Genomic DNA, 18146 nt, shown 5'->3' with positions numbered 1-18146 from the left:
CCGGACCATCCGGCCTCCCTCGTCGAACCCTTAAAGGTTGTTACTCGATGATCTTCGACACGACGCCGGCGCCGACGGTGCGGCCGCCTTCGCGGATGGCGAAGCGCAGGCCGTCTTCCATGGCGATGGGCGCGATCAGCTCAACCGTGAACTTCAGGTTGTCGCCCGGCATCACCATTTCGGTGCCCTCGGGCAGCATCACCGTGCCGGTCACGTCCGTGGTGCGGAAGTAGAACTGCGGGCGGTAGTTGGCAAAGAACGGCGTATGACGGCCACCCTCTTCCTTGGTCAGGATATAGGCCTCGGCCTCGAACTTGGTGTGCGGCTTGACCGAACCGGGCTTGCACAGCACCTGGCCGCGCTCGACACCCTCACGGTCCACACCGCGCAAGAGTGCGCCGATATTGTCGCCCGCTTCCCCACGATCCAAGAGCTTGCGGAACATCTCGACGCCCGTGCAGGTGGTGGTCTTGGTGTCGCGGATGCCCACGATCTCGATGCTGTCGCCGACGTTGATCACGCCACGCTCGATACGACCGGTCACAACCGTGCCACGGCCCGAGATCGAGAACACGTCTTCGATCGGCATCAGGAACGGCTGGTCCACGGCGCGTGCGGGCGTCGGGATATAGCTGTCAACCGCTTCCATCAGCGCGCGGATCGAGTTCTCGCCGATCTCCGGCTGGGTGCCGTTCATCGCATGCAGCGCCGAGCCGCGCACGATCGGAATATCGTCGCCGGGATAGTCGTAGGAGGTCAGCAGCTCGCGGATCTCCATCTCGACCAGCTCGAGCAGCTCTTCGTCATCCACCTGATCGACCTTGTTCATGTAGACGACCATGAAGGGGATGCCCACCTGACGACCAAGCAGGATGTGCTCGCGCGTCTGCGGCATCGGGCCGTCAGCCGCGTTCACAACCAGGATCGCGCCATCCATCTGGGCGGCACCGGTGATCATGTTCTTCACATAGTCGGCGTGGCCGGGGCAGTCGACATGCGCATAGTGACGCGCTTCGGTCTCATACTCCACATGCGCGGTCGAGATCGTGATCCCGCGCGCCTTCTCTTCAGGCGCCCCGTCAATCTGGTCATAGGCCCGGAACTCGCCGAAATACTTGGTGATCGCCGCCGTCAACGTCGTCTTGCCGTGGTCAACGTGACCAATCGTGCCGATGTTCACATGCGGCTTGTTACGTGCAAACTTTTCCTTTGCCATTGTTCTGGCTCCTTCTTGGTTCGAATGCGGTGCGCGATGGCGCACCCTACAGGGGTGGTAGGGTGGGCAAATTGCCCACCGCCGTTATGCGTATTTCTTCTGGATCTCTTCAGAGATGTTGTGCGGAACCGGCTCATAATGCGAGAATTGCATGGTGAACTGGGCGCGTCCCGAAGACATCGAGCGCAGCGTGTTGATATAGCCGAACATATTGGCCAGCGGCACGTTTGCATTGATCGCAATCGCGTTGCCGCGCTGCTCCTGACCCGAAACCTGCCCACGCCGCGACGTAAGATCGCCGATGACGTTGCCGGTATATTCCTCGGGCGTCACGACTTCGACCTTCATAACCGGCTCGAGCAGCTTGGCACCGGCCTTCTTGAGACCTTCGCGCATGCCCATCCGGCCAGCAATCTCGAACGCCATGACCGAAGAGTCCACGTCGTGATACTTGCCGTCGATCAGCGCGACCTTGAAGTCGATCACCGGAAAGCCAGCGAGCGGGCCGCTGTCCATCACCGAACGGATACCCTTTTCAACACCCGGGATATATTCCTTGGGCACGGCACCGCCAACGATCTTGCTTTCAAAGCTAAAGCCTTCGCCCGGTTCTGTCGGCGTGATGACCAGCTTGACCTCGGCGAACTGACCCGAACCACCCGACTGTTTCTTGTGGGTGTAGGTATGCTCGACCATATGGCTGATGGTCTCACGGTAAGCCACTTGCGGCGCACCGATATTGGCCTCAACCTTGAACTCGCGACGCAGACGGTCAACCAGAATGTCGAGATGCAGTTCGCCCATGCCCTTCATGATCGTCTGACCGGATTCAATATCGGTCTCGACGCGGAAGGAGGGGTCTTCTGCCGCCAGACGGGCCAGACCCGCCGACATTTTCTCTTGGTCGCCTTTGGTTTTGGGTTCAACCGCGATCTCGATAACCGGATCGGGGAAGGTCATGGTTTCCAGAACAACCGGCTTGGTCGGATCGCAGAGCGTGTCACCCGTGGTGGTCTCTTTCAGACCGGCCAGAGCGATAATGTCGCCTGCAAACGCCTCTTCGATCTCTTCGCGGTTGATGGCATGCATCATCATCATCCGGCCAACGCGCTCTTTCTTGCCCTTGGTCGAATTGAGCATCGCGTCACCTTTTTTCATTTGACCCGAGTAAATCCGGGTAAAGGTCAGCGATCCCACGAACGGGTCGTTCATGATCTTGAACGCGAGTGCCGAGAACGGCTCTGCATCGTCGGCATGGCGCGCGATGTTACGGGTCTCGGTCTCGTCATCCGGGCTAAAGCCCATATACGGAGGAACGTCGAGCGGCGACGGCAAGAAGTCGATCACGGCATTCAGAAGCGGCTGCACGCCCTTGTTCTTGAAGGCAGAGCCAACCAGAACGGGAACAAAGCTGAGAGACAGCGTGCCCTTGCGGATCAGCGAACGCAGCGTTGCCTCATCGGGCTCTTTGCCTTCAAGATACCCTTCCATCGCGTCGTCGTCCATTTCGACAGCGACTTCGATCAGGTTGGCACGCCATTCGTCGGCCATATCCTTGAGGTCGTCACGGATCGGCTGGCGAACCCAGGACGCGCCCAGATCTTCGCCCTTCCAGACCCATTCTTCCATCTTGATCAGGTCGATGATGCCTTCGAGTTGATCTTCGGCACCGATCGGCAGAGCCACAGGCGCGGGGATAGCCCCGGTGCGGTCCTTGATCATCTTGACGCAGTTGAAGAAGTCAGCGCCGATCTTGTCCATCTTGTTGACGAACACGAGACGCGGCACCTTGTAGCGGTCAGCCTGACGCCACACGGTTTCGGTCTGCGGCTCGACACCGGCGTTCCCGTCCAAAAGACAGATCGCGCCATCGAGAACCGCCAGCGAACGCTCGACTTCAATGGTAAAGTCGACGTGGCCGGGGGTGTCGATGATGTTGAAGCGGTACTTGGTATCCGACGCACCCTCTGCGCCCGGGTCTTCCTGACGCTGCCAGAAGGTCGTGGTCGCAGCCGAAGTAATGGTGATACCGCGTTCCTGCTCCTGCTCCATCCAGTCCATCGTTGCGGCGCCGTCGTGGACTTCGCCGATTTTGTGGGACTTGCCGGTGTAGAACAGAATGCGCTCGGTGGTCGTGGTCTTGCCCGCATCGATGTGGGCCATGATCCCGAAATTCCGGTAACGCTGGAGGGGATAGTCGCGTGCCATGATTCAAATGCCTCTGAGGTTTACCAGCGGTAGTGGCTGAACGCTTTGTTTGCGTCTGCCATCTTGTGGGTGTCTTCGCGCTTTTTCACGGCCGAACCGCGGCTCTGGACTGCATCAAGCAGTTCGCCTGCCAGACGCTCTTCCATCGTGTTCTCGTTGCGCGAGCGCGACGCGTTGATCAGCCAGCGGATCGCCAGTGCTTCACGACGCTCGGGGCGAACTTCGACGGGCACCTGATAGGTGGCACCACCGACGCGGCGCGAGCGCACTTCGACCGACGGTTTGATGTTGTCGAGCGCTTCGTGGAACACTTCCACGGGGGCGCGCTTGATCTTGCCTTCGACGCGCTCGAGCGCGTTGTAGACGATCGTTTCGGCGACGGATTTCTTACCGTCGATCATCAGGTTGTTCATGAACTTGGTCAGAACCCGATCACCATACTTGGCATCGGGCAGGACTTCGCGTTTTTCTGCGGCGTGACGACGAGACATCTGTGATTCCTCTTACTTCGGACGCTTCGCGCCATATTTCGAACGGCGCTGCTTACGATCCTTGACGCCTTGCGTATCGAGAACGCCGCGCAGGATGTGGTAACGCACACCGGGAAGGTCTTTTACACGGCCGCCACGGATCAGAACCACAGAGTGCTCCTGAAGGTTGTGGCTCTCGCCGGGAATATAGCTGATGACCTCAAAGCCGTTGGTCAGGCGCACCTTGGCAACCTTACGCATGGCCGAGTTCGGCTTCTTCGGCGTCGTCGTATAGACGCGCGTACAGACGCCACGCTTTTGCGGGCAGCCCTGAAGATGCTGTGACTTGGTGGTTCTGACTTTCGGCTGCCGCGGCTTGCGGATCAGCTGTTGGATCGTTGGCATTCCGGTTATTTCCCCGTCTCTCAACACATGTGTCTGCACAAGGACCAGCCCCATGCGGTTAATCAAAAGCGAATCACGCGTCCGCAATACGCAAAGACCGCAATCGCACCCTATCAATCGGGTCCGACGCGGTGGGTTTCCAGAGGATCGGGGCGCATTCGCCCGGATCTTGACCACTACAGTTCTGATACAGGCGACGGGGCGACCCCCTCAGCCATGGATGGGGCGCGTATAGGGGGAGTCGCGGGGGTTGTCAACAGGTCCAGACTTGCGTTCACAGCAGGCCAATGCCACAGTCGATAGCGGCAGTCTAAAGCATGCAGGGCAGGATGGAAAATGCAAATTCGCAGGTGATCGGCCTGTGCCGGTTTTCCTATCCAGCCCTTGGCGGATTTCAGGTCGAACATACTGAAACCGCCGAGCGTGAGGCCTATCTTTACGCCCCCGAACGGATGCAGGAACGCTTTCGCCTGTTTGAGCAGTTCACCCTGCCGCCCCTGCGCGCACAGAGCGATCCGGAATTCACCCTACTGGTGGTCATCGGCCCCAATATGCCGCGTCAGGACCACGCCCGCCTGATGGACAATCTCAGCGGCCTGCCACAGGCGCGCGTCATCGTCCGTGCCCCGGGGCGCCACCGCGACGTGATGCGAGAGGTCATCAACGAGGCCCTTATCGACAGCGATTTGCCATCGCTGCAATTCCGCATGGATGATGACGATGCGGTTTCTGTGCATTTTGTCGAACGGCTGCGCAAACTGGCCACCAACGCACGTGGGCTTTTGCGCAGCAATCGCCACGTCGCGATTGATTTCGTCAATGGATTTGTCGCAACGCCCACGCCCGATGGAATTCTGGCCTCGGCCACGTTTCAGCACATGTGGACACCGGCCCTTGCCCTTTCGGTGCGCCCCGGTGTGCGTCATACAATCATGAACTATTCCCACGCCCGCCTCTGGCAGAATGTGCCCACGCTTTCTTGGCCAGAGGAACCGATGTTCGTGCGCGGGCATAACGGCTATAACGACTCGCGCCAGAAAGAGGGGGTCAGAATGCCCAAACTGTCGCTGTTGGATGCCGAGGGCGAAGCACTCTTTCGCGCACAGTTTCATATTGATGCGGACAACGTCCGCGCCAGCTTTCGCTAGAGGTCAGGACAGGGCATGCGCGTGATCGGAATCTGCCGGTTTTCCTATCCCGCCTTGGGCGGGTTCAAACGCATGCATGACACTGTCAAAGAGCGCGAGGCCTATCTCTATGCCCCCGCCCGGATGGAGCTGCGCTTTCGCCATTTCGAATGCCTCACCCTGCCCTCGATTGCCGCCCAACAGAACCCCGATTTCACCTTCCTGGTGATGATCGGGCAGAACATGCCGAAACCCTACCTGGACCGGCTGCATGACCTGACCGCCCCGGTGCCCCAGATCAAGATCATCGAAAGCGAACCGATGAAGCATCGCCTCGCCATGCAACTGGCGATCAAGGAAGAACTGGGCGAGGATACAGACCTTTCCATGCAATTTCGCCTGGATGATGACGACGCGGTCGGCCTCAGCTTTGTGCGCAGCCTGCGCTGGTTCGAGAAACACACCCGCACCATGCGCAAGAGCTGGCGGCATTTGGCCATTGACTATAACCGGGGCTATTCCGTCACCCTCTCAGACCGCGGGATCATCGCCGAAGAGCTTCAGGCACCCTTTTGGGCCTGTGGCCTTGCGGTATTGTTTCGCCCCGGTGATCCGCTGACCGTTATGAACTTCGGCCATCACAAGCTGCATTTTGATATGCCCACGCTGATCCAGCCCGGCCCGCATATGTACTTGCGGGCCAAACATAGCGACAACGACTCGCATGCCAAATACCAGACCGGCCCGATGCATCCGATCGACGCACGCGAAGCGGCGTTCTTCAAGTCTCAGTTCAACGTGGACGAGGACCAAGTGAAAGCTGTCTTTTCAAATCCGCCTTGGCCCGTCGGCTGATCTGCGCCTCGCGGTAGAGGGTGAAAAGACCACTCGCCACCACGATTCCGGCCCCGACCAAGGTCAAGGTCTGCGGCCAGTCTCCAAAGGCCAGCCAGCCGAGGATCAGCGCCCAGATCAGGCTGGTATAGCGGAACGGGGCCACAAAACTGATCTCGCCCACGCGCATCACCATGATCGAAAACAGATAGCCGCCAATAATCATCACCGCGGCACCGCAAATCAAAAGAGCGGCCCGACCATCCAACGCCACCCATTCTCCGGTCAGGCTTCCCAGACCGAAAAAGGCCATGATGAAGAACGAATTGAACAGCGTCACCAGCATAGAGGGCACATCACGCGATAACCGCCGCGTTGCCAGATCGCGCAGCGTGACAAAGGCCACCGCCGCCAATCCATAAACCGAATAGATGTTGAACCCTTCGGTTCCCGGCCGCACGATCAGCATGACGCCGATGAACCCCGCCATGATCGCGGCCATCCGCCGCCAACCCACCGGCTCGCGGAAAAAGAGCGCGGCAGCCAGCGTCAGCGTCAGCGGCAGGGCCTGCATGATCGCGCTGATATTGGCCAGCGGCATGTGATAAAGCGCTGTGACAAAGAAATAGGCCGATCCGATCTCGCCCACCATGCGCCAGAACACCGGCCCCCAGTCCTCGCGCGGCAAATGCCGCTTGAGCGCGCCCATCTTCCAGGCAATCAACGCGACCAGGATCGTCGTCACCAATCCGCGCAGGAACATCACCTGAAACAGCGGCACCTGCCCGGCCAACGCCTTGATCATGGCGTCGTTCAGCGTAAACGCCGCCATAGAACCCATCATCAAGAGGGCGCCGGTCAGATTGTCGGAGCGGGGCATGATGTGCCTGTTTTTTGATCCTGTCGCCTGCGCATTAGACGTGGATCGCCGCTGGGTGCAAGGGGCATCACCCCGCCAATGCGGCGTGCAAAGCTCCGTGCAGCACCGGGTTCGCGGCCAAAACACCATCCACCATCGGCACCGGATTGTTGAACCGCAGCGGTGCGGCGCGGCGGTCGGAGGTCATCGCGCCTGCCTCGCGCAAAATCAGATCGCCCGCCGCGATATCCCATTCCCAGGACGGGCGCAGCGTCATCATCGCATCATAGCGCCCCTCCGCCACAAGGCTGAGGCGATAGGCCAAAGACGGCCGAAAGGCGCGCGCCACCTCGGGCACGCGGCCATCACGCCAATGCTCGGGCGCATAATTCGGCTTGGAGGCCAGGATAGACGCCCCCACCAGATCGGCCCGGCCCGTGGCCCGGATCGGCAGACCATTCAACGTGGCCCCCTCACCCGCAGCCGCGGCATAGAGTTTATCGCGCATCGGCAGATAGATCGCGGCGGCCACCACCACACCGCCCTGCGCCACAGCGAGCGAATGCGCCCAATTGTGATTGCCTTCAATGAAACTGCGCGTGCCGTCGATGGGATCGACAATGAACACCCGATCCGCCGCCAATCGTGCGGTCGTATCCTCGCTCTCTTCCGACAACCAACCATAGCCGGGCCGTGCGCTGCGCAATTGCTCCGCCAGCATCGCATTGACTGCGAGATCCGCCGCCGTCACCGGGCCTGCCCCCCCGGCCTTGTCCTGCACCTCTAATGGCCCACCGACATAGGCGGTCGCGATCCGGCCCGCCTCACGCGCAGCCTCGATCAAGAGTGCGAGGTCATTCCCCGGCAAGCGTCAGCCCCTCGATCAACAGCGATGGCACAACCCGCCCCAAATGCGTGCGCGCGTCATTGGCCGGAATCAGGCGGCGCAACATCTCTGGCAGACTGCCCGCGATCGTGCATTCATTGACCGAATAGGCAATCTCACCATTCTCAACCCAAAACCCCGCCGCCCCCCGCGAATAATCGCCGGTGTTGGGATTGATCGTCGAGCCGATCATCGACGTGACCAACAGGCCCGTTCCCATCGCGCGGATCAGATCATCGCGGCTCTGCGCGCCCTGCGTGAGAGCGATGTTCCACGTCCCCGGCGAGGGCGCAGAGGATGTGCCGCGCGTGGCATTGGCGCTGCTCTGCATCCCCAGCTTGCGCGCATTGGCCAGATCAAGCGTCCAGCCCATCAGCATGCCGTCCTGCACAATCGCCCGCTTGGCGGTCGGCAACCCCTCGGCATCAAACGGGCGCGACCCGCTTACGCGCGTACGGTGCGGGTCTTCCATCACCGAGAGCGCCTTGGGCAGCACCTGCTCGCCCAACCGCCCCCGCAGCCATGACGACCCCCGCGCCACCGACGCGCCATTCGCCGCAGCCAAGAGATGCCCGATCAACGTGCCAGAAATGCGCTCGTCAAACAGCACCGGATAGGCCCCGGTGCGCGGACGGCGCGCGCCCAGACGCTCCACCGCGCGCAGACCGGCCCTTTGCCCGATCTCCGCCGCATCCCGTAAATCGCTGGCGAAAATCCGGCTATCGCCATCATAATCGCGCTCCATACCGGTGCCTGTCCCCGCTATCGCCACGCAAGAGAGGCCGGTATCGCTGCGGGCATAGCCACCCGAAAACCCGTTGCTTGCCGCAATATGCACCGCGCGGTGGCTGTAACCTGCCGTCGCGGATTGCACCTGCGTCACACCATCAACCGCCAAGGCCGCCGCCTCTGCCTCCTGTGCCATCCGTGCCAAGGCATCGGGCGCAGGCTCGGGTGCCGGATCACACAGTTCCAGCGCCGCCACATCCCAATCTTTCGCCAGCTGCCCCGCATCGGCCAGCCCGGCATAGGGATCAACCGGGGCTTCCCGTGCCATCGCCACCGCCCGTTCGGCCAAGGCCGCAATCGTCATGGCCCCGGTATCCGAGGCTGAAACCGTCGCCTGCCGGCCCCCGATCAAGACCCGCAAACCGATGTCCACGCCCTCGGCCCGCTCTGCCTGCTCTAGCGTGCCACCGCGCATGTCGATTGTGATCGACTGCCCGCGCAGGGCTATCGCATCCGCAGACTCTGCCCCCGCCTTCAGCGCCGCATCAATCAGCGCGTGGGTCAATTCATCGAGCGCTTTCGCCATGGGCATCTCCTTGTTGCCGCCCTGAGGTAGACCGCCGCCCCCCCACGCGCAAGCCCGCGTCCAAGCAAAAGGGCCACGCGCCTGCGCCCGTGGCCCCTCTGTGCGATAATTTTCGCGTTATTTCAGACGCTGACCGTTGGCCAGAACCTGCCCGTCCTCGGTCACTTCGATGCGCGAGGTCAGCTCATCCTCGCCCGCCCCCGTGCGCGCAAACATGCCGGCCATCATCCGCACCATCATCGCCTGATCCTCGGCCACAAAACCCATGCCGATCAGCGTATCCAGCAGACCATTGCCCCCGACCAAACGCAGATCAATCGCGCCTTCCGGTGCGGGCACCCCGTCAAAGCTGGTCAAGTCCGACTGATCAAAGGTAAACGCCCCTGCCCCGGTCAGCTTGGCACCCGCAAGCTCCACCGTCAGGTCATTCAGAACAAGGCTTTCAACCTCGCCCGGCACCTCGTCGCTTTCCTCAAGCTTGGTCATCTGTTCCGGGTCCAGCAGATCGAAAAAGAGCCGGCCCTTACCCGACAGGTCGACATTGATCGTCGCGGGATCGCGCGGCAGCTGCGCAGCCGGATCGAACATCGCCCAAAGCGAGTCGGCCATGGTAAACCCGCCGAATTCCAGCCCCAAGGCGAAATCCTGCGTTTCGTCGCTCTTGGACACAGGCATCAATAGGTTGAACCCCATCCGCGCCATTTCGGCCGTCACCGGAAATGGCATCGCGCTGCCCTCCAAGGCCATGCGCACGTCGCGCCCCTCGCCGCCATAGAGCAAGCCGTCCGGCCCCATACCCACGCGCAGCTGACCGCCTTGCGAACTTTGCGTTCCCTCGACAACCCCGTCCTCACTGGTCAGCGTGTAGGCCGTGTTCCCCTCTTCATAGTCGATTAGGCTGTCCACCCGAAACCCGGCGCGCAAGGCCGCCGCCATGTCGGTGGTGTCAACGCCATCGACCATATCGCCATCCCCGGTCATGCTCAGCCGCGCCATCGTGCCTTGAATTTCGGCGCGCCCACCTTCCTCGGTGTCGGTGAAATCAATCTCATAGACCACTGGACCAGCCGTCAGCTCTTGTGTGACGGCGCGCATGCCCCCGTCCAGCACGCTCTGATGCCGCCCCGCCATATCGGCCATGCGGACCTCGGCAATGCCAATTTCAAGCGTATCCGCCCCGGCAACGGCATCATTGAGCGAAAAGGCCACCTCTTGCGCCGCATAGTCATAGGTCATGGCGCTTGGGTCCCCCGTCACGACCATTTCCATGCCTTTTTGCGCAACCTGCATCGTGATCGCCACCTGCTCGCCGGTCTCGTCCTTGAGGTCCATCGCAATCGGCATGACCTCGGGCAGGATCACGGCCACCGATCCGTCGCCTTGCTCGACCAGTTGCATCTCTCCCATGCGCAGCTCGACCGTGCCGCCCTCTTCGGGGACGGCCAACCGCATCGCCAGATCGCGGATCGTCAGCGTGTCGCCCGCCTGCGCGGTCTGGGCCGTCACGGTATAGCCATTGCTTTCCAGATAGCTCTGCCAATCCTGCCAGACTTCGGCGGCGGTTAGATCAGCAAATCCAGCTGTCGCCGACAGGCAAAGAACAGAGGTAGAAGCGGCAAGCGTGCGCATATAGGACATCGAGAGCACCTTTTTGAAAATCGGAGTTACCGACAACTTCGGTTGTCCCGGCATCATGGTCAAGGGATGATCTGACTGGAACTTGGCCCACCCCGGCGTTAGGACGGGGGCACTGATGAAGGGGAATACTATGGATATGCAAGGCAAATGCGTTCTCATCACCGGCGCCAGCAAAGGGATCGGTGCCGCCGCTGCGCGGGTTTTTGCCGCTGCGGGCGCGCAGGTGGCACTGGTCGCGCGCAACGCCGAGGCGATTGCCGAACTGGCCGGCGAAATTGGCCCTTCGGCCATCGCCATCCCCTGCGATGTCAGCCGCTACTGGGAAATGGAGGCCGCCGTCGCCGCCTGCCACACGGCCTTTGGTCAGTTGGATGTGCTCATCAACAATGCAGGCGTGATCGAGCCGATCACCAGCCTGTCAGAGGCCGACCCAGAAGCATGGGCGCGCGCCATCGACATCAACCTCAAGGGCGTGTTCAACGGCATGCGCGCGGCCCTGCCCGGCATGATCACGCGCGGCTCGGGCAGCATCCTGACCGTCAGCTCTGGGGCAGCCCATAGCCCGCTCGAGGGATGGAGCGCCTATTGCGCCTCCAAGGCCGGGGCCGCGATGCTCACCCGCTGCGCGGATCTTGAGGCCGCATCCGCTGGTGTGCGCATCATGGGTCTCTCGCCCGGCACCGTCGCCACCGACATGCAGCGCGAGATCAAGGCCAGCGGCGTGAATCCCGTCAGTCAATTGGACTGGTCCATACATATCCCCGCCGACTGGCCCGCCCGTGCCCTTTTGTGGATGTGCAGCCCTGATGCCGCTGAGTTTGCAGGACAAGAGATTTCCTTGCGTGACGAGGCCATCCGCCGCCGGGTCGGCCTGGTATGACCACGGCCCCTCTGGTCACGCTCGAACGCGACGGCGGGCTTTGGATTGCCATCCTCAACCGCCCGGACAAGGCCAATGCCCTGACCGAAGCGATGCTGACCGACTTGGCCGAAATCGCCGAAGCCGCGCAAGCGGCCCGCGTATTGATCCTGACCGGCGCAGGCCGGGTGTTTTCCGCCGGGGCCGATCTTGAGGCCGTGCATAGCGGCCTTGCCACCAGCCCGGTTTGGGAACGCCTTTCAGGCGCTATCGCGGCCCTGCCCGGCCTCAGCATCGCCGCACTCAACGGTACGGTCGCAGGCGGGGCCATGGGCATGGCGCTCGCCTGTGACATCCGTATCGCCGCCGAAGGCGCGGGCGCATTCTATCCGGTGATGAAACTGGGATTTCTGCCGCAACCCAGCGACCCGGCCCGCCTTGCCGCCCTGATCGGTCCGGCGCGCGCCCGGATGATCCTTTTGGCCGGGGCGCGGCTCAGCACGGAAGAGGCGCTCGGCTGGGGCTTTTTCGACCGCGTGGTCCCGCGCGACGGCGTATTGGCAGCCGCGCAGGAATTGGCCGCACCAGCCCTCTCCGCCTCAGCCGCCCATGCAACCACCCTCAAGGCGATGTGTCGCGTGATGGTCTGATCACCCGACCACAGGCATAGGAAATGGCCTGAGCCGTGTATCCTTGCGCAGGTAAAGCGGATGTTTGGCCGATCCGTCCTTGTTCAACCCAAGACACATCAGCGGCTTGCCCGTCGCGGCAATCTCGCACAGGGCCTGCCGCACAACCCCTTGATACCGCGCGTGAAGTTTCCCAAACGCCAGCACAACCACTTCGCATTGCTCCGCCATTGCCACCAGTGCCGGGATATTCGCTTCGCTGCACGCCTCATTGGGATCACGTGGCAGGTCTTTGGGCGAGGTCGCCCGCCAATCCAGCATGTTGCCCTTGAAATAAAACGAGTATCCCCAATCCTTGGCGAACATCACTTCTCGATGACAGGTCGGATCAGAGACCTCGGCGCTCGCGACTGACGGGTTCATCCCCACGAATAGCACCCGTCGCGGGGCCACCCCGTCAGCCGTCCAATCGCGGCTCAAAACCTGCCGATACCGCCCGCAGGCCGAGTATTCCGCCCCGCCGACCACCCCGTCAGGCAGGCGCAAGCGCACCTTGCCGCCCGGATCATGCAGATGATCGGGGGCAGTCCCACTCATTGATTAAACACCCGGCTAGGATGCAGTTCCCCCGCCTTGTAGCGCCCGACAGCCACAGCCTTGCCGTCAATCGCGGCCCAGCATTCGTCGCCATATTCAATGCCCTGCGCGATCACCATGCCGGGGTTGCCATTGCGCAGGCGCGCCGCGCCCTCGGGCGTGGCCGCAACCATGGGCACATCCGCGAGCCCCTCTTCAAGCGGGCGTACATGCGCCTCCAACTCCGGCGTGTGCGCCAGCTTGTCGATGTCCTCGATGCTCAACCCATCCTCGGCCTCGAACGGGCCCGACCAGACGCGCCGCAACCACGCCACATGGCCGAAACAACCCAGCTTCTCGCCCAGATCCCGTGCCACCGAGCGCACATAACCGCCCTTGCCACAGGTCATTTCCAACACCGCATGATCCGCATCAGGCCGGTCCACGAGCAGCAATTCCTCAACCCACAGAGGCCGCGCTGCCACTTCGAATTCTTCGCCCTCACGCGCCAACTTATAGGCGCGTTGCCCGTCAATCTTGACGGCGGAATACTTCGGCGGCACCTGCATCACATCCCCGACAAAGCTACCAAGCAGCGCCTTGATGTCCTCATCCGTGGGACGGCGGTCGCTCTCGGCGATCACCTCGCCCTCGGTGTCATCGGTGTTGGTCGCCTGCCCCAATCGCACGCAAAACGTATAGGCCTTGAGCGCGTCGGTGATATAGGGCACCGTCTTGGTCGCCTCGCCAAGCGCTACGGCCAAAACCCCCGTCGCCTCAGGGTCGAGCGTGCCGGCATGGCCCGCCTTTTGCGCCTGCAACGCCCATTTCACCTTGTTGACCACGGCGGTCGAGGTCATGCCAGCGGGCTTGTCCACCACCAGCCACCCCGAAATCTCGCGCCCTTTGCGTTTGCGTGCCATGCCCGGCCCTTTGCCTGTTGCCTAAGCCAGCAGCGCCTAATCCACCGCAGCATCCGCGTCAATCACCGCGCCCACCATCGGCCCCAGAGGAAAGCCGATGTCAGAGCGCCCCAATCCCGGCGCGAACAGACGCGATACCTTGCCATCAAAGTAAAGCGCTTGGCGCACTCTCAGGTGATCGCGAAAAAATCGCCCGAATGTGTGAAAATTCACCGCCCGGTCAGAGATCACGAACCAGGCCCGCCGCCCGTCTTCCGACGTGCCTACCCCGTTGCGGATATAGCGGCTGTCGCTTTCCACCAGAAACCGCGGATGCAGCGCGCCATCAATCACCAGCATCGGACCCGATTGGCTGGCATCACGACAGTGCGGACGCTCGCGCGCAAACCGCAGGGTCTCGATCACATCGGCGCGGCCATCACGGATGCAAAACACCCCATTGGGCAACAGCCCGAAATTGCCGGGGCCATCGCGGGTGACAAGGCCGCGCATCTCTTGGCCCGCCTCCACATACAGCCCCACCGGGCTGCGATCTGCGTGGTACATCCCTGCATTCATCGCAAAGACCAGCGTTTTGCCCTCGGCCTTCAGCTTGCCTTCAATTGCTCCAAAGCTGCCCAGCGGCGTGCCGGACTCGGCGCTGTTTAGAAAAAGCCGAAGGTCATCGCGCACCATGTCCACTGCGCAAACGGTATAGCTTTCGCCCTCGAACCGTTCGGCACGGCACTCTGCGGCCTGCCCTGCGCCAGAGCCGAACACCGCCACAAGCAAAAGACCGAGCCTAGCCTTCCACATCCCGACGCACCGTATCTTGATCAAAGAGGCGTCGCGTCTCATCCATCTGGTCAAAGGTCTCGTCCAGCCGAAACCGCAGATCGGGCGCGTATTTCAGCCCCACCTTCTTGCCGATCATGCGCCGCAACTCGTTCTTGTTGCGCGCAAGGAGCGCGATCAGATCGTCTTGCCCCTCGCCCCCCAACGGCATCACATAGGCCGTCGCGATCTTCAGATCCGACGAGGTGCGCACCTCGCCCACCGTCACCGAAATACGGTTGAGGTCGGGATCGTGGATGTCGCCGCGCATCAGCACCTCGGACAGCGTCCTGCGGATCAACTCGCCCACGCGAAGCTGCCGTTGCGAAGGGCCGGGCCCATCATGAAACTTGTTCTTTGCCATGCCCCGCATCTAATCGCTTGGACCAGCATTTCCAAGCAGAGAAATCCGCCCAGCTTCTTCTTGGCTGAAATACTCCTGCCCAGACCGTGCCGTCACCCGCGCCCTTGCCGCTTCAAGCCCGGCGCGCTATGCAGGCCCGCAATCACCACCAAGGAGCCACCAATGACCGACCTGCCGGGCATCGTGATCACAGGGGCCTCGGGCCGTATGGGCCAGATGCTGATCCGCACGCTGGCTGAGAGCCCGCGCGCGCAGCTGATCGGCGCGTTGGAGCGACCCGGACACGATTGGATCGGGCAGGATGTGGGCCGCGCCATGGGCGGGGCCGAGATCGGCGTCACAGTGACCGATGACCCGCTCGAGGCAATCGCGCGCGCCCATGCGGTGATCGACTTTACCGCGCCTGCCGCCACACTGGAATTCGCCATTCTGGCAGCTCAGGCGCGGGTCGTGCACGTGATCGGCACAACCGGGTTTGAGGCAGAGCACTTGCCGAAGCTGGACGCCGCCGCGCGCCATGCGGTCATTATTCGCGCGGGCAACATGAGCCTTGGTGTCAACCTGCTTACCCAACTGACCAAGCGCGTGGCAGCGGCCTTGGACGAGGATTTCGATATCGAGATCGTCGAGGCGCATCACAATCAAAAGGTCGATGCACCCTCGGGCACGGCGCTCATGCTGGGCGAAGCGGCGGCAGAGGGGCGCGGGGTGGCGCTCGAGCGGGCCAGCGACCGCGCCCGCGACGGCATCACCGGCAAACGCACGCGCGGGCATATCGGCTTTTCCGCCATTCGCGGCGGCGACATCGTGGGCGAGCATGACGTGATCTTTGCAGCGGCGGGCGAGCGGATCGTCCTGCGCCACATCGCCACCGATCGCGCGATATTTGCGCGTGGCGCGCTCAAGGCCGCACTCTGGGGGCTGGGGCGCAAACCGGGTAGCTATGACATGATCGACGTTCTGGGCCTCGGCGATAACTGATCCGATCCCGGCACTCCTGCGTAACCACCTTAGAAACCAACTTGGCTATGGTGTCCCGATGCGTGTTGCCCTTGCTGTTCTTTTGATCCTCGGCCTTGCCGCCCCTGCCATGGCAGAGGGCTTTGCCCCGGTGACAAAACGCGACCGCTTCGTTTCTCTGATCGAGGGGCGCGATCTAACGCGGTTCGGCATCACCTTGAACGTGACCTCAGATGGCCAGATCAAAGGCCGTGCCTTTGGGCGCGACGTGACCGGCGCATGGCGCTGGAACGGAGATTATTTCTGCCGTGATCTTTATTGGGGCAGCATGGATCTTGGCCCCAACTGTCAGGCCGTGCGGGTGCAGGGCAACACGCTGCGCTTCATCTCGGATCAGGGCGCTGGACAATTTGCCGACCTCAGCCTGAGATAACGCCGCGCGCCAGCCCCCTCAAAAGTCGATGGCAAGGCCCTTCTTCTCCCAATCGCCGTAGCGCACGGGTTCCAAACCTTCACGCCGGCCGCCCAATTCGCGTGGCAGGTCCAGTGCTTCGGCCGCTTTGCGCCGCGCCTCGGCTTCGGCAAGCGCACGCTGTGCTGCAGGGGGCAAATCACGGGACGGCGTCTGTGTATCATCGGTCATGGACGGGCTTTCCTTGGCAAGACCCCCCTGATATATCGCACAGCCAACCCTTCGCCAAGGACATGGCCCATGAAAAAGCCCAAGCTCACCGCCCGCTCCGCCGCGGCGCATCTGCTCGACCGCGTGTTGGGCGAGGGGCGGCTTATGTCCGATCTCATCGCGGGCGGCGCGCTTGAACCGCTTGCCCCCGCCGACCGCGCTCGCGCGCAACGGCTGGCCTCCGAAACATTGCGCGGGCTGGCGCGCGCCGACCGCCTCTTGTCGCGTCACCTGCGCAAGGGGCCTCCCCTGCCCGTGCAGAACGTGCTGCGTCTGGCAACCGTAGAGCTGGCACAGGGCGGCGAGTCGCATGGCGTGGTCAATGACGCTGTAGACATTATCGGCCAGAGCCCGCGTCATGCCAATCTCAAGGGGCTGGTCAACGCCGTGCTGCGCAAAGTGGCCGAAGAGGCCCCGCGCAGTTGGAACGACCTGCGCCAGCCCGGCCTGCCCGATTGGCTACGTGGCCCATTGGTCGAGGCTTGGGGCAAGGGGGCTGTCACCGCGATGGAACGCGCACATTTCGCCGGGGCAGCGCTCGACATCACCGTGAAATCCGATCCGCAGGGCTGGGCAGACCGTCTGGGTGCCACGCTTTTGCCTACGGGTTCCCTGCGACGCAGCGATCCGGGGCAGGTCTCGGCCCTGCCCGGCTATGCCGAGGGCGCATGGTGGGTGCAGGACGCTGCCGCCGCTCTGCCGGTGCAGGTTCTGGCTCCGCAGCCCGGCGAGACAGTGCTGGATCTCTGCGCCGCACCGGGGGGCAAGACGCTGCAACTGGCCGCGGCAGGGGCCGAGGTGACAGCGCTGGACCTGTCAGAGCGCCGCATGGCGCGTGTCGCCGAAAACCTTGCGCGCACCGGGCTTGAGGCCACCTGCCGTGTCGAGGATGCTCGCGCCCATCAGGGGGGACCCTATGACGCAATTCTGCTCGACGCGCCCTGTTCGGCGACCGGCACCATTCGGCGGCATCCCGACCTGCCCCATGCCAAGGACGGCTCAGACTTTGGCGCGCTCATCACCCTTCAGGCTGAGATGCTGGATCATGCGCTGACCCTCCTGAAACCCGGCGGGCGGCTTGTCTTTTGCACCTGTTCGCTTTTGCCAGACGAGGGCGAATGTCAGGTAGAGGAAGCGCTGGCGCGTCATCCCGGCCTCACAGTAGACCGCGCGGCCCTTGCGCAGCCGGGGATTGATCCCGCGTGGATCACCGAAGAAGGCGGGCTGCGTCTGCGGCCCGATTACTGGGCAGACTTGGGTGGAATGGATGGATTCTATATCGCCTGCCTCCGGTTTTAAGGCCAGAAAAGCCAACAAAGAAACGGTGACTTGATTCCCCCCCACCGCTATAGTGTGCTCATCAACGCCGCGAGAAGCGTCCA

General features: G+C 62.4%; 20 protein-coding genes. 7 read left to right on the top strand and 13 right to left on the bottom strand.

Annotated elements, in window-relative coordinates; all coding sequences use genetic code 11:
- Nucleotides 1–40: 40 nt before the first annotated feature.
- The 4 genes from tuf to rpsL all read right to left on the bottom strand — a co-directional run bounded on the left by tuf (nucleotide 41) and on the right by rpsL (nucleotide 4299).
- The gene (gene tuf, locus RAK1035_RS09430; protein WP_008281866.1) at nucleotides 41–1216 is read right to left on the bottom strand and encodes an elongation factor Tu; all 1176 of its coding nucleotides are present in this window, start codon (nucleotides 1214–1216) and stop codon (nucleotides 41–43) included.
- An 84-nt stretch (nucleotides 1217–1300) separates the two neighbouring features.
- Nucleotides 1301–3424 (bottom strand): elongation factor G, encoded by a 2124-nt coding sequence (fusA, locus tag RAK1035_RS09425; protein WP_008281865.1) that lies wholly within the window; start codon nucleotides 3422–3424, stop codon nucleotides 1301–1303.
- 20 nt (nucleotides 3425–3444) lie between these two features.
- Complete coding sequence (gene rpsG / locus RAK1035_RS09420; RefSeq protein WP_008281864.1) at nucleotides 3445–3915, bottom strand: 30S ribosomal protein S7; 471 nt, start codon at nucleotides 3913–3915, stop codon at nucleotides 3445–3447.
- 12 nt (nucleotides 3916–3927) lie between these two features.
- A complete protein-coding gene (gene rpsL / locus RAK1035_RS09415) occupies nucleotides 3928–4299 on the bottom strand; it encodes a 30S ribosomal protein S12 (RefSeq protein WP_008281863.1) in 372 nt (123 codons plus the stop codon).
- A gap of 329 nt (nucleotides 4300–4628) precedes the next feature.
- Here rpsL and RAK1035_RS09410 point away from each other — a divergent pair, with 329 nt between their 5' ends.
- Both RAK1035_RS09410 and RAK1035_RS09405 read left to right on the top strand, forming a co-directional pair.
- On the top strand, nucleotides 4629–5447 hold the full coding sequence (locus tag RAK1035_RS09410; RefSeq protein ID WP_037298103.1) for a putative rhamnosyl transferase: 819 nt from the start codon (nucleotides 4629–4631) through the stop codon (nucleotides 5445–5447).
- A 15-nt stretch (nucleotides 5448–5462) separates the two neighbouring features.
- Entirely contained in the window at nucleotides 5463–6281 is an 819-nt protein-coding gene (locus RAK1035_RS09405; protein WP_008281860.1) for a glycosyltransferase, read from the top strand.
- On the opposite strand, the gene RAK1035_RS09400 is transcribed toward RAK1035_RS09405, so the two are convergent.
- The 4 genes from RAK1035_RS09400 to RAK1035_RS09385 form a co-directional block, all read right to left on the bottom strand.
- The gene (locus RAK1035_RS09400; RefSeq protein WP_008281859.1) at nucleotides 6220–7140 is read right to left on the bottom strand and encodes a DMT family transporter; all 921 of its coding nucleotides are present in this window, start codon (nucleotides 7138–7140) and stop codon (nucleotides 6220–6222) included. The genes RAK1035_RS09405 and RAK1035_RS09400 overlap by 62 nt on opposite strands.
- Before the next feature lie 67 nt (nucleotides 7141–7207).
- Entirely contained in the window at nucleotides 7208–7987 is a 780-nt protein-coding gene (locus tag RAK1035_RS09395; RefSeq protein ID WP_008281858.1) for a 3'(2'),5'-bisphosphate nucleotidase CysQ, read from the bottom strand.
- Nucleotides 7974–9326 (bottom strand): TldD/PmbA family protein, encoded by a 1353-nt coding sequence (locus RAK1035_RS09390; RefSeq protein ID WP_008281857.1) that lies wholly within the window; start codon nucleotides 9324–9326, stop codon nucleotides 7974–7976. Before RAK1035_RS09390 ends, RAK1035_RS09395 begins: the two co-directional genes overlap by 14 nt.
- Before the next feature lie 111 nt (nucleotides 9327–9437).
- A complete protein-coding gene (locus tag RAK1035_RS09385; protein ID WP_008281856.1) occupies nucleotides 9438–10958 on the bottom strand; it encodes a DUF2125 domain-containing protein in 1521 nt (506 codons plus the stop codon).
- A gap of 130 nt (nucleotides 10959–11088) precedes the next feature.
- On the opposite strand from RAK1035_RS09385, the gene RAK1035_RS09380 reads away from it, so the two are divergent.
- Nucleotides 11089–11838: an SDR family oxidoreductase gene (locus RAK1035_RS09380; protein WP_008281855.1), complete on the top strand. Its 750-nt coding sequence runs from the start codon at nucleotides 11089–11091 to the stop codon at nucleotides 11836–11838.
- Complete coding sequence (locus RAK1035_RS09375; RefSeq protein WP_008281854.1) at nucleotides 11835–12467, top strand: enoyl-CoA hydratase/isomerase family protein; 633 nt, start codon at nucleotides 11835–11837, stop codon at nucleotides 12465–12467. Before RAK1035_RS09380 ends, RAK1035_RS09375 begins: the two co-directional genes overlap by 4 nt.
- On the opposite strand, the gene RAK1035_RS09370 is transcribed toward RAK1035_RS09375, so the two are convergent.
- From RAK1035_RS09370 to rbfA, 4 genes are read right to left on the bottom strand one after another with little or no spacing between them, the layout of a single operon-like run.
- A complete protein-coding gene (locus RAK1035_RS09370; RefSeq protein WP_008281852.1) occupies nucleotides 12468–13043 on the bottom strand; it encodes a DUF1643 domain-containing protein in 576 nt (191 codons plus the stop codon). It lies immediately after the preceding gene.
- Nucleotides 13040–13945: a tRNA pseudouridine(55) synthase TruB gene (truB, locus tag RAK1035_RS09365; RefSeq protein ID WP_008281851.1), complete on the bottom strand. Its 906-nt coding sequence runs from the start codon at nucleotides 13943–13945 to the stop codon at nucleotides 13040–13042. The genes RAK1035_RS09370 and truB overlap by 4 nt, the downstream gene beginning before the upstream one ends.
- Before the next feature lie 36 nt (nucleotides 13946–13981).
- Nucleotides 13982–14740, bottom strand: a complete 759-nt coding sequence (locus tag RAK1035_RS09360) for a phosphodiester glycosidase family protein (protein ID WP_050775775.1) — start codon at nucleotides 14738–14740, stop codon at nucleotides 13982–13984.
- Nucleotides 14727–15122 carry a 30S ribosome-binding factor RbfA gene (rbfA, locus tag RAK1035_RS09355; RefSeq protein ID WP_037298203.1) on the bottom strand — a complete coding sequence of 132 codons (396 nt, stop codon included), beginning with the start codon at nucleotides 15120–15122 and terminating at the stop codon, nucleotides 14727–14729. The genes RAK1035_RS09360 and rbfA overlap by 14 nt, the downstream gene beginning before the upstream one ends.
- Before the next feature lie 162 nt (nucleotides 15123–15284).
- On the opposite strand from rbfA, the gene dapB reads away from it, so the two are divergent.
- Both dapB and RAK1035_RS09345 read left to right on the top strand, forming a co-directional pair.
- Nucleotides 15285–16103 (top strand): 4-hydroxy-tetrahydrodipicolinate reductase, encoded by an 819-nt coding sequence (dapB, locus tag RAK1035_RS09350; protein WP_008281848.1) that lies wholly within the window; start codon nucleotides 15285–15287, stop codon nucleotides 16101–16103.
- Nucleotides 16104–16161: 58 nt separating this feature from the next.
- Nucleotides 16162–16515 (top strand): hypothetical protein, encoded by a 354-nt coding sequence (locus RAK1035_RS09345; RefSeq protein ID WP_008281847.1) that lies wholly within the window; start codon nucleotides 16162–16164, stop codon nucleotides 16513–16515.
- Nucleotides 16516–16533: 18 nt separating this feature from the next.
- Here RAK1035_RS09345 and RAK1035_RS09340 read toward each other — a convergent pair whose 3' ends face one another.
- A complete protein-coding gene (locus RAK1035_RS09340) occupies nucleotides 16534–16725 on the bottom strand; it encodes a DUF1674 domain-containing protein (protein ID WP_008281846.1) in 192 nt (63 codons plus the stop codon).
- A gap of 69 nt (nucleotides 16726–16794) precedes the next feature.
- Between RAK1035_RS09340 and RAK1035_RS09335 the strand changes: the two genes are divergently transcribed.
- Nucleotides 16795–18063 (top strand): RsmB/NOP family class I SAM-dependent RNA methyltransferase, encoded by a 1269-nt coding sequence (locus tag RAK1035_RS09335; RefSeq protein WP_008281845.1) that lies wholly within the window; start codon nucleotides 16795–16797, stop codon nucleotides 18061–18063.
- Nucleotides 18064–18146: the final 83 nt, after the last annotated feature.

It is taken from the genome of Roseovarius sp. AK1035 (assembly GCF_003288315.1).
Taxonomy (GTDB): Bacteria; Pseudomonadota; Alphaproteobacteria; order Rhodobacterales; family Rhodobacteraceae; genus Roseovarius; species Roseovarius mucosus_A.
Note: the sequence above shows the minus strand (reverse complement) of the source record. Positions and strands in the feature narration are given on the sequence as shown.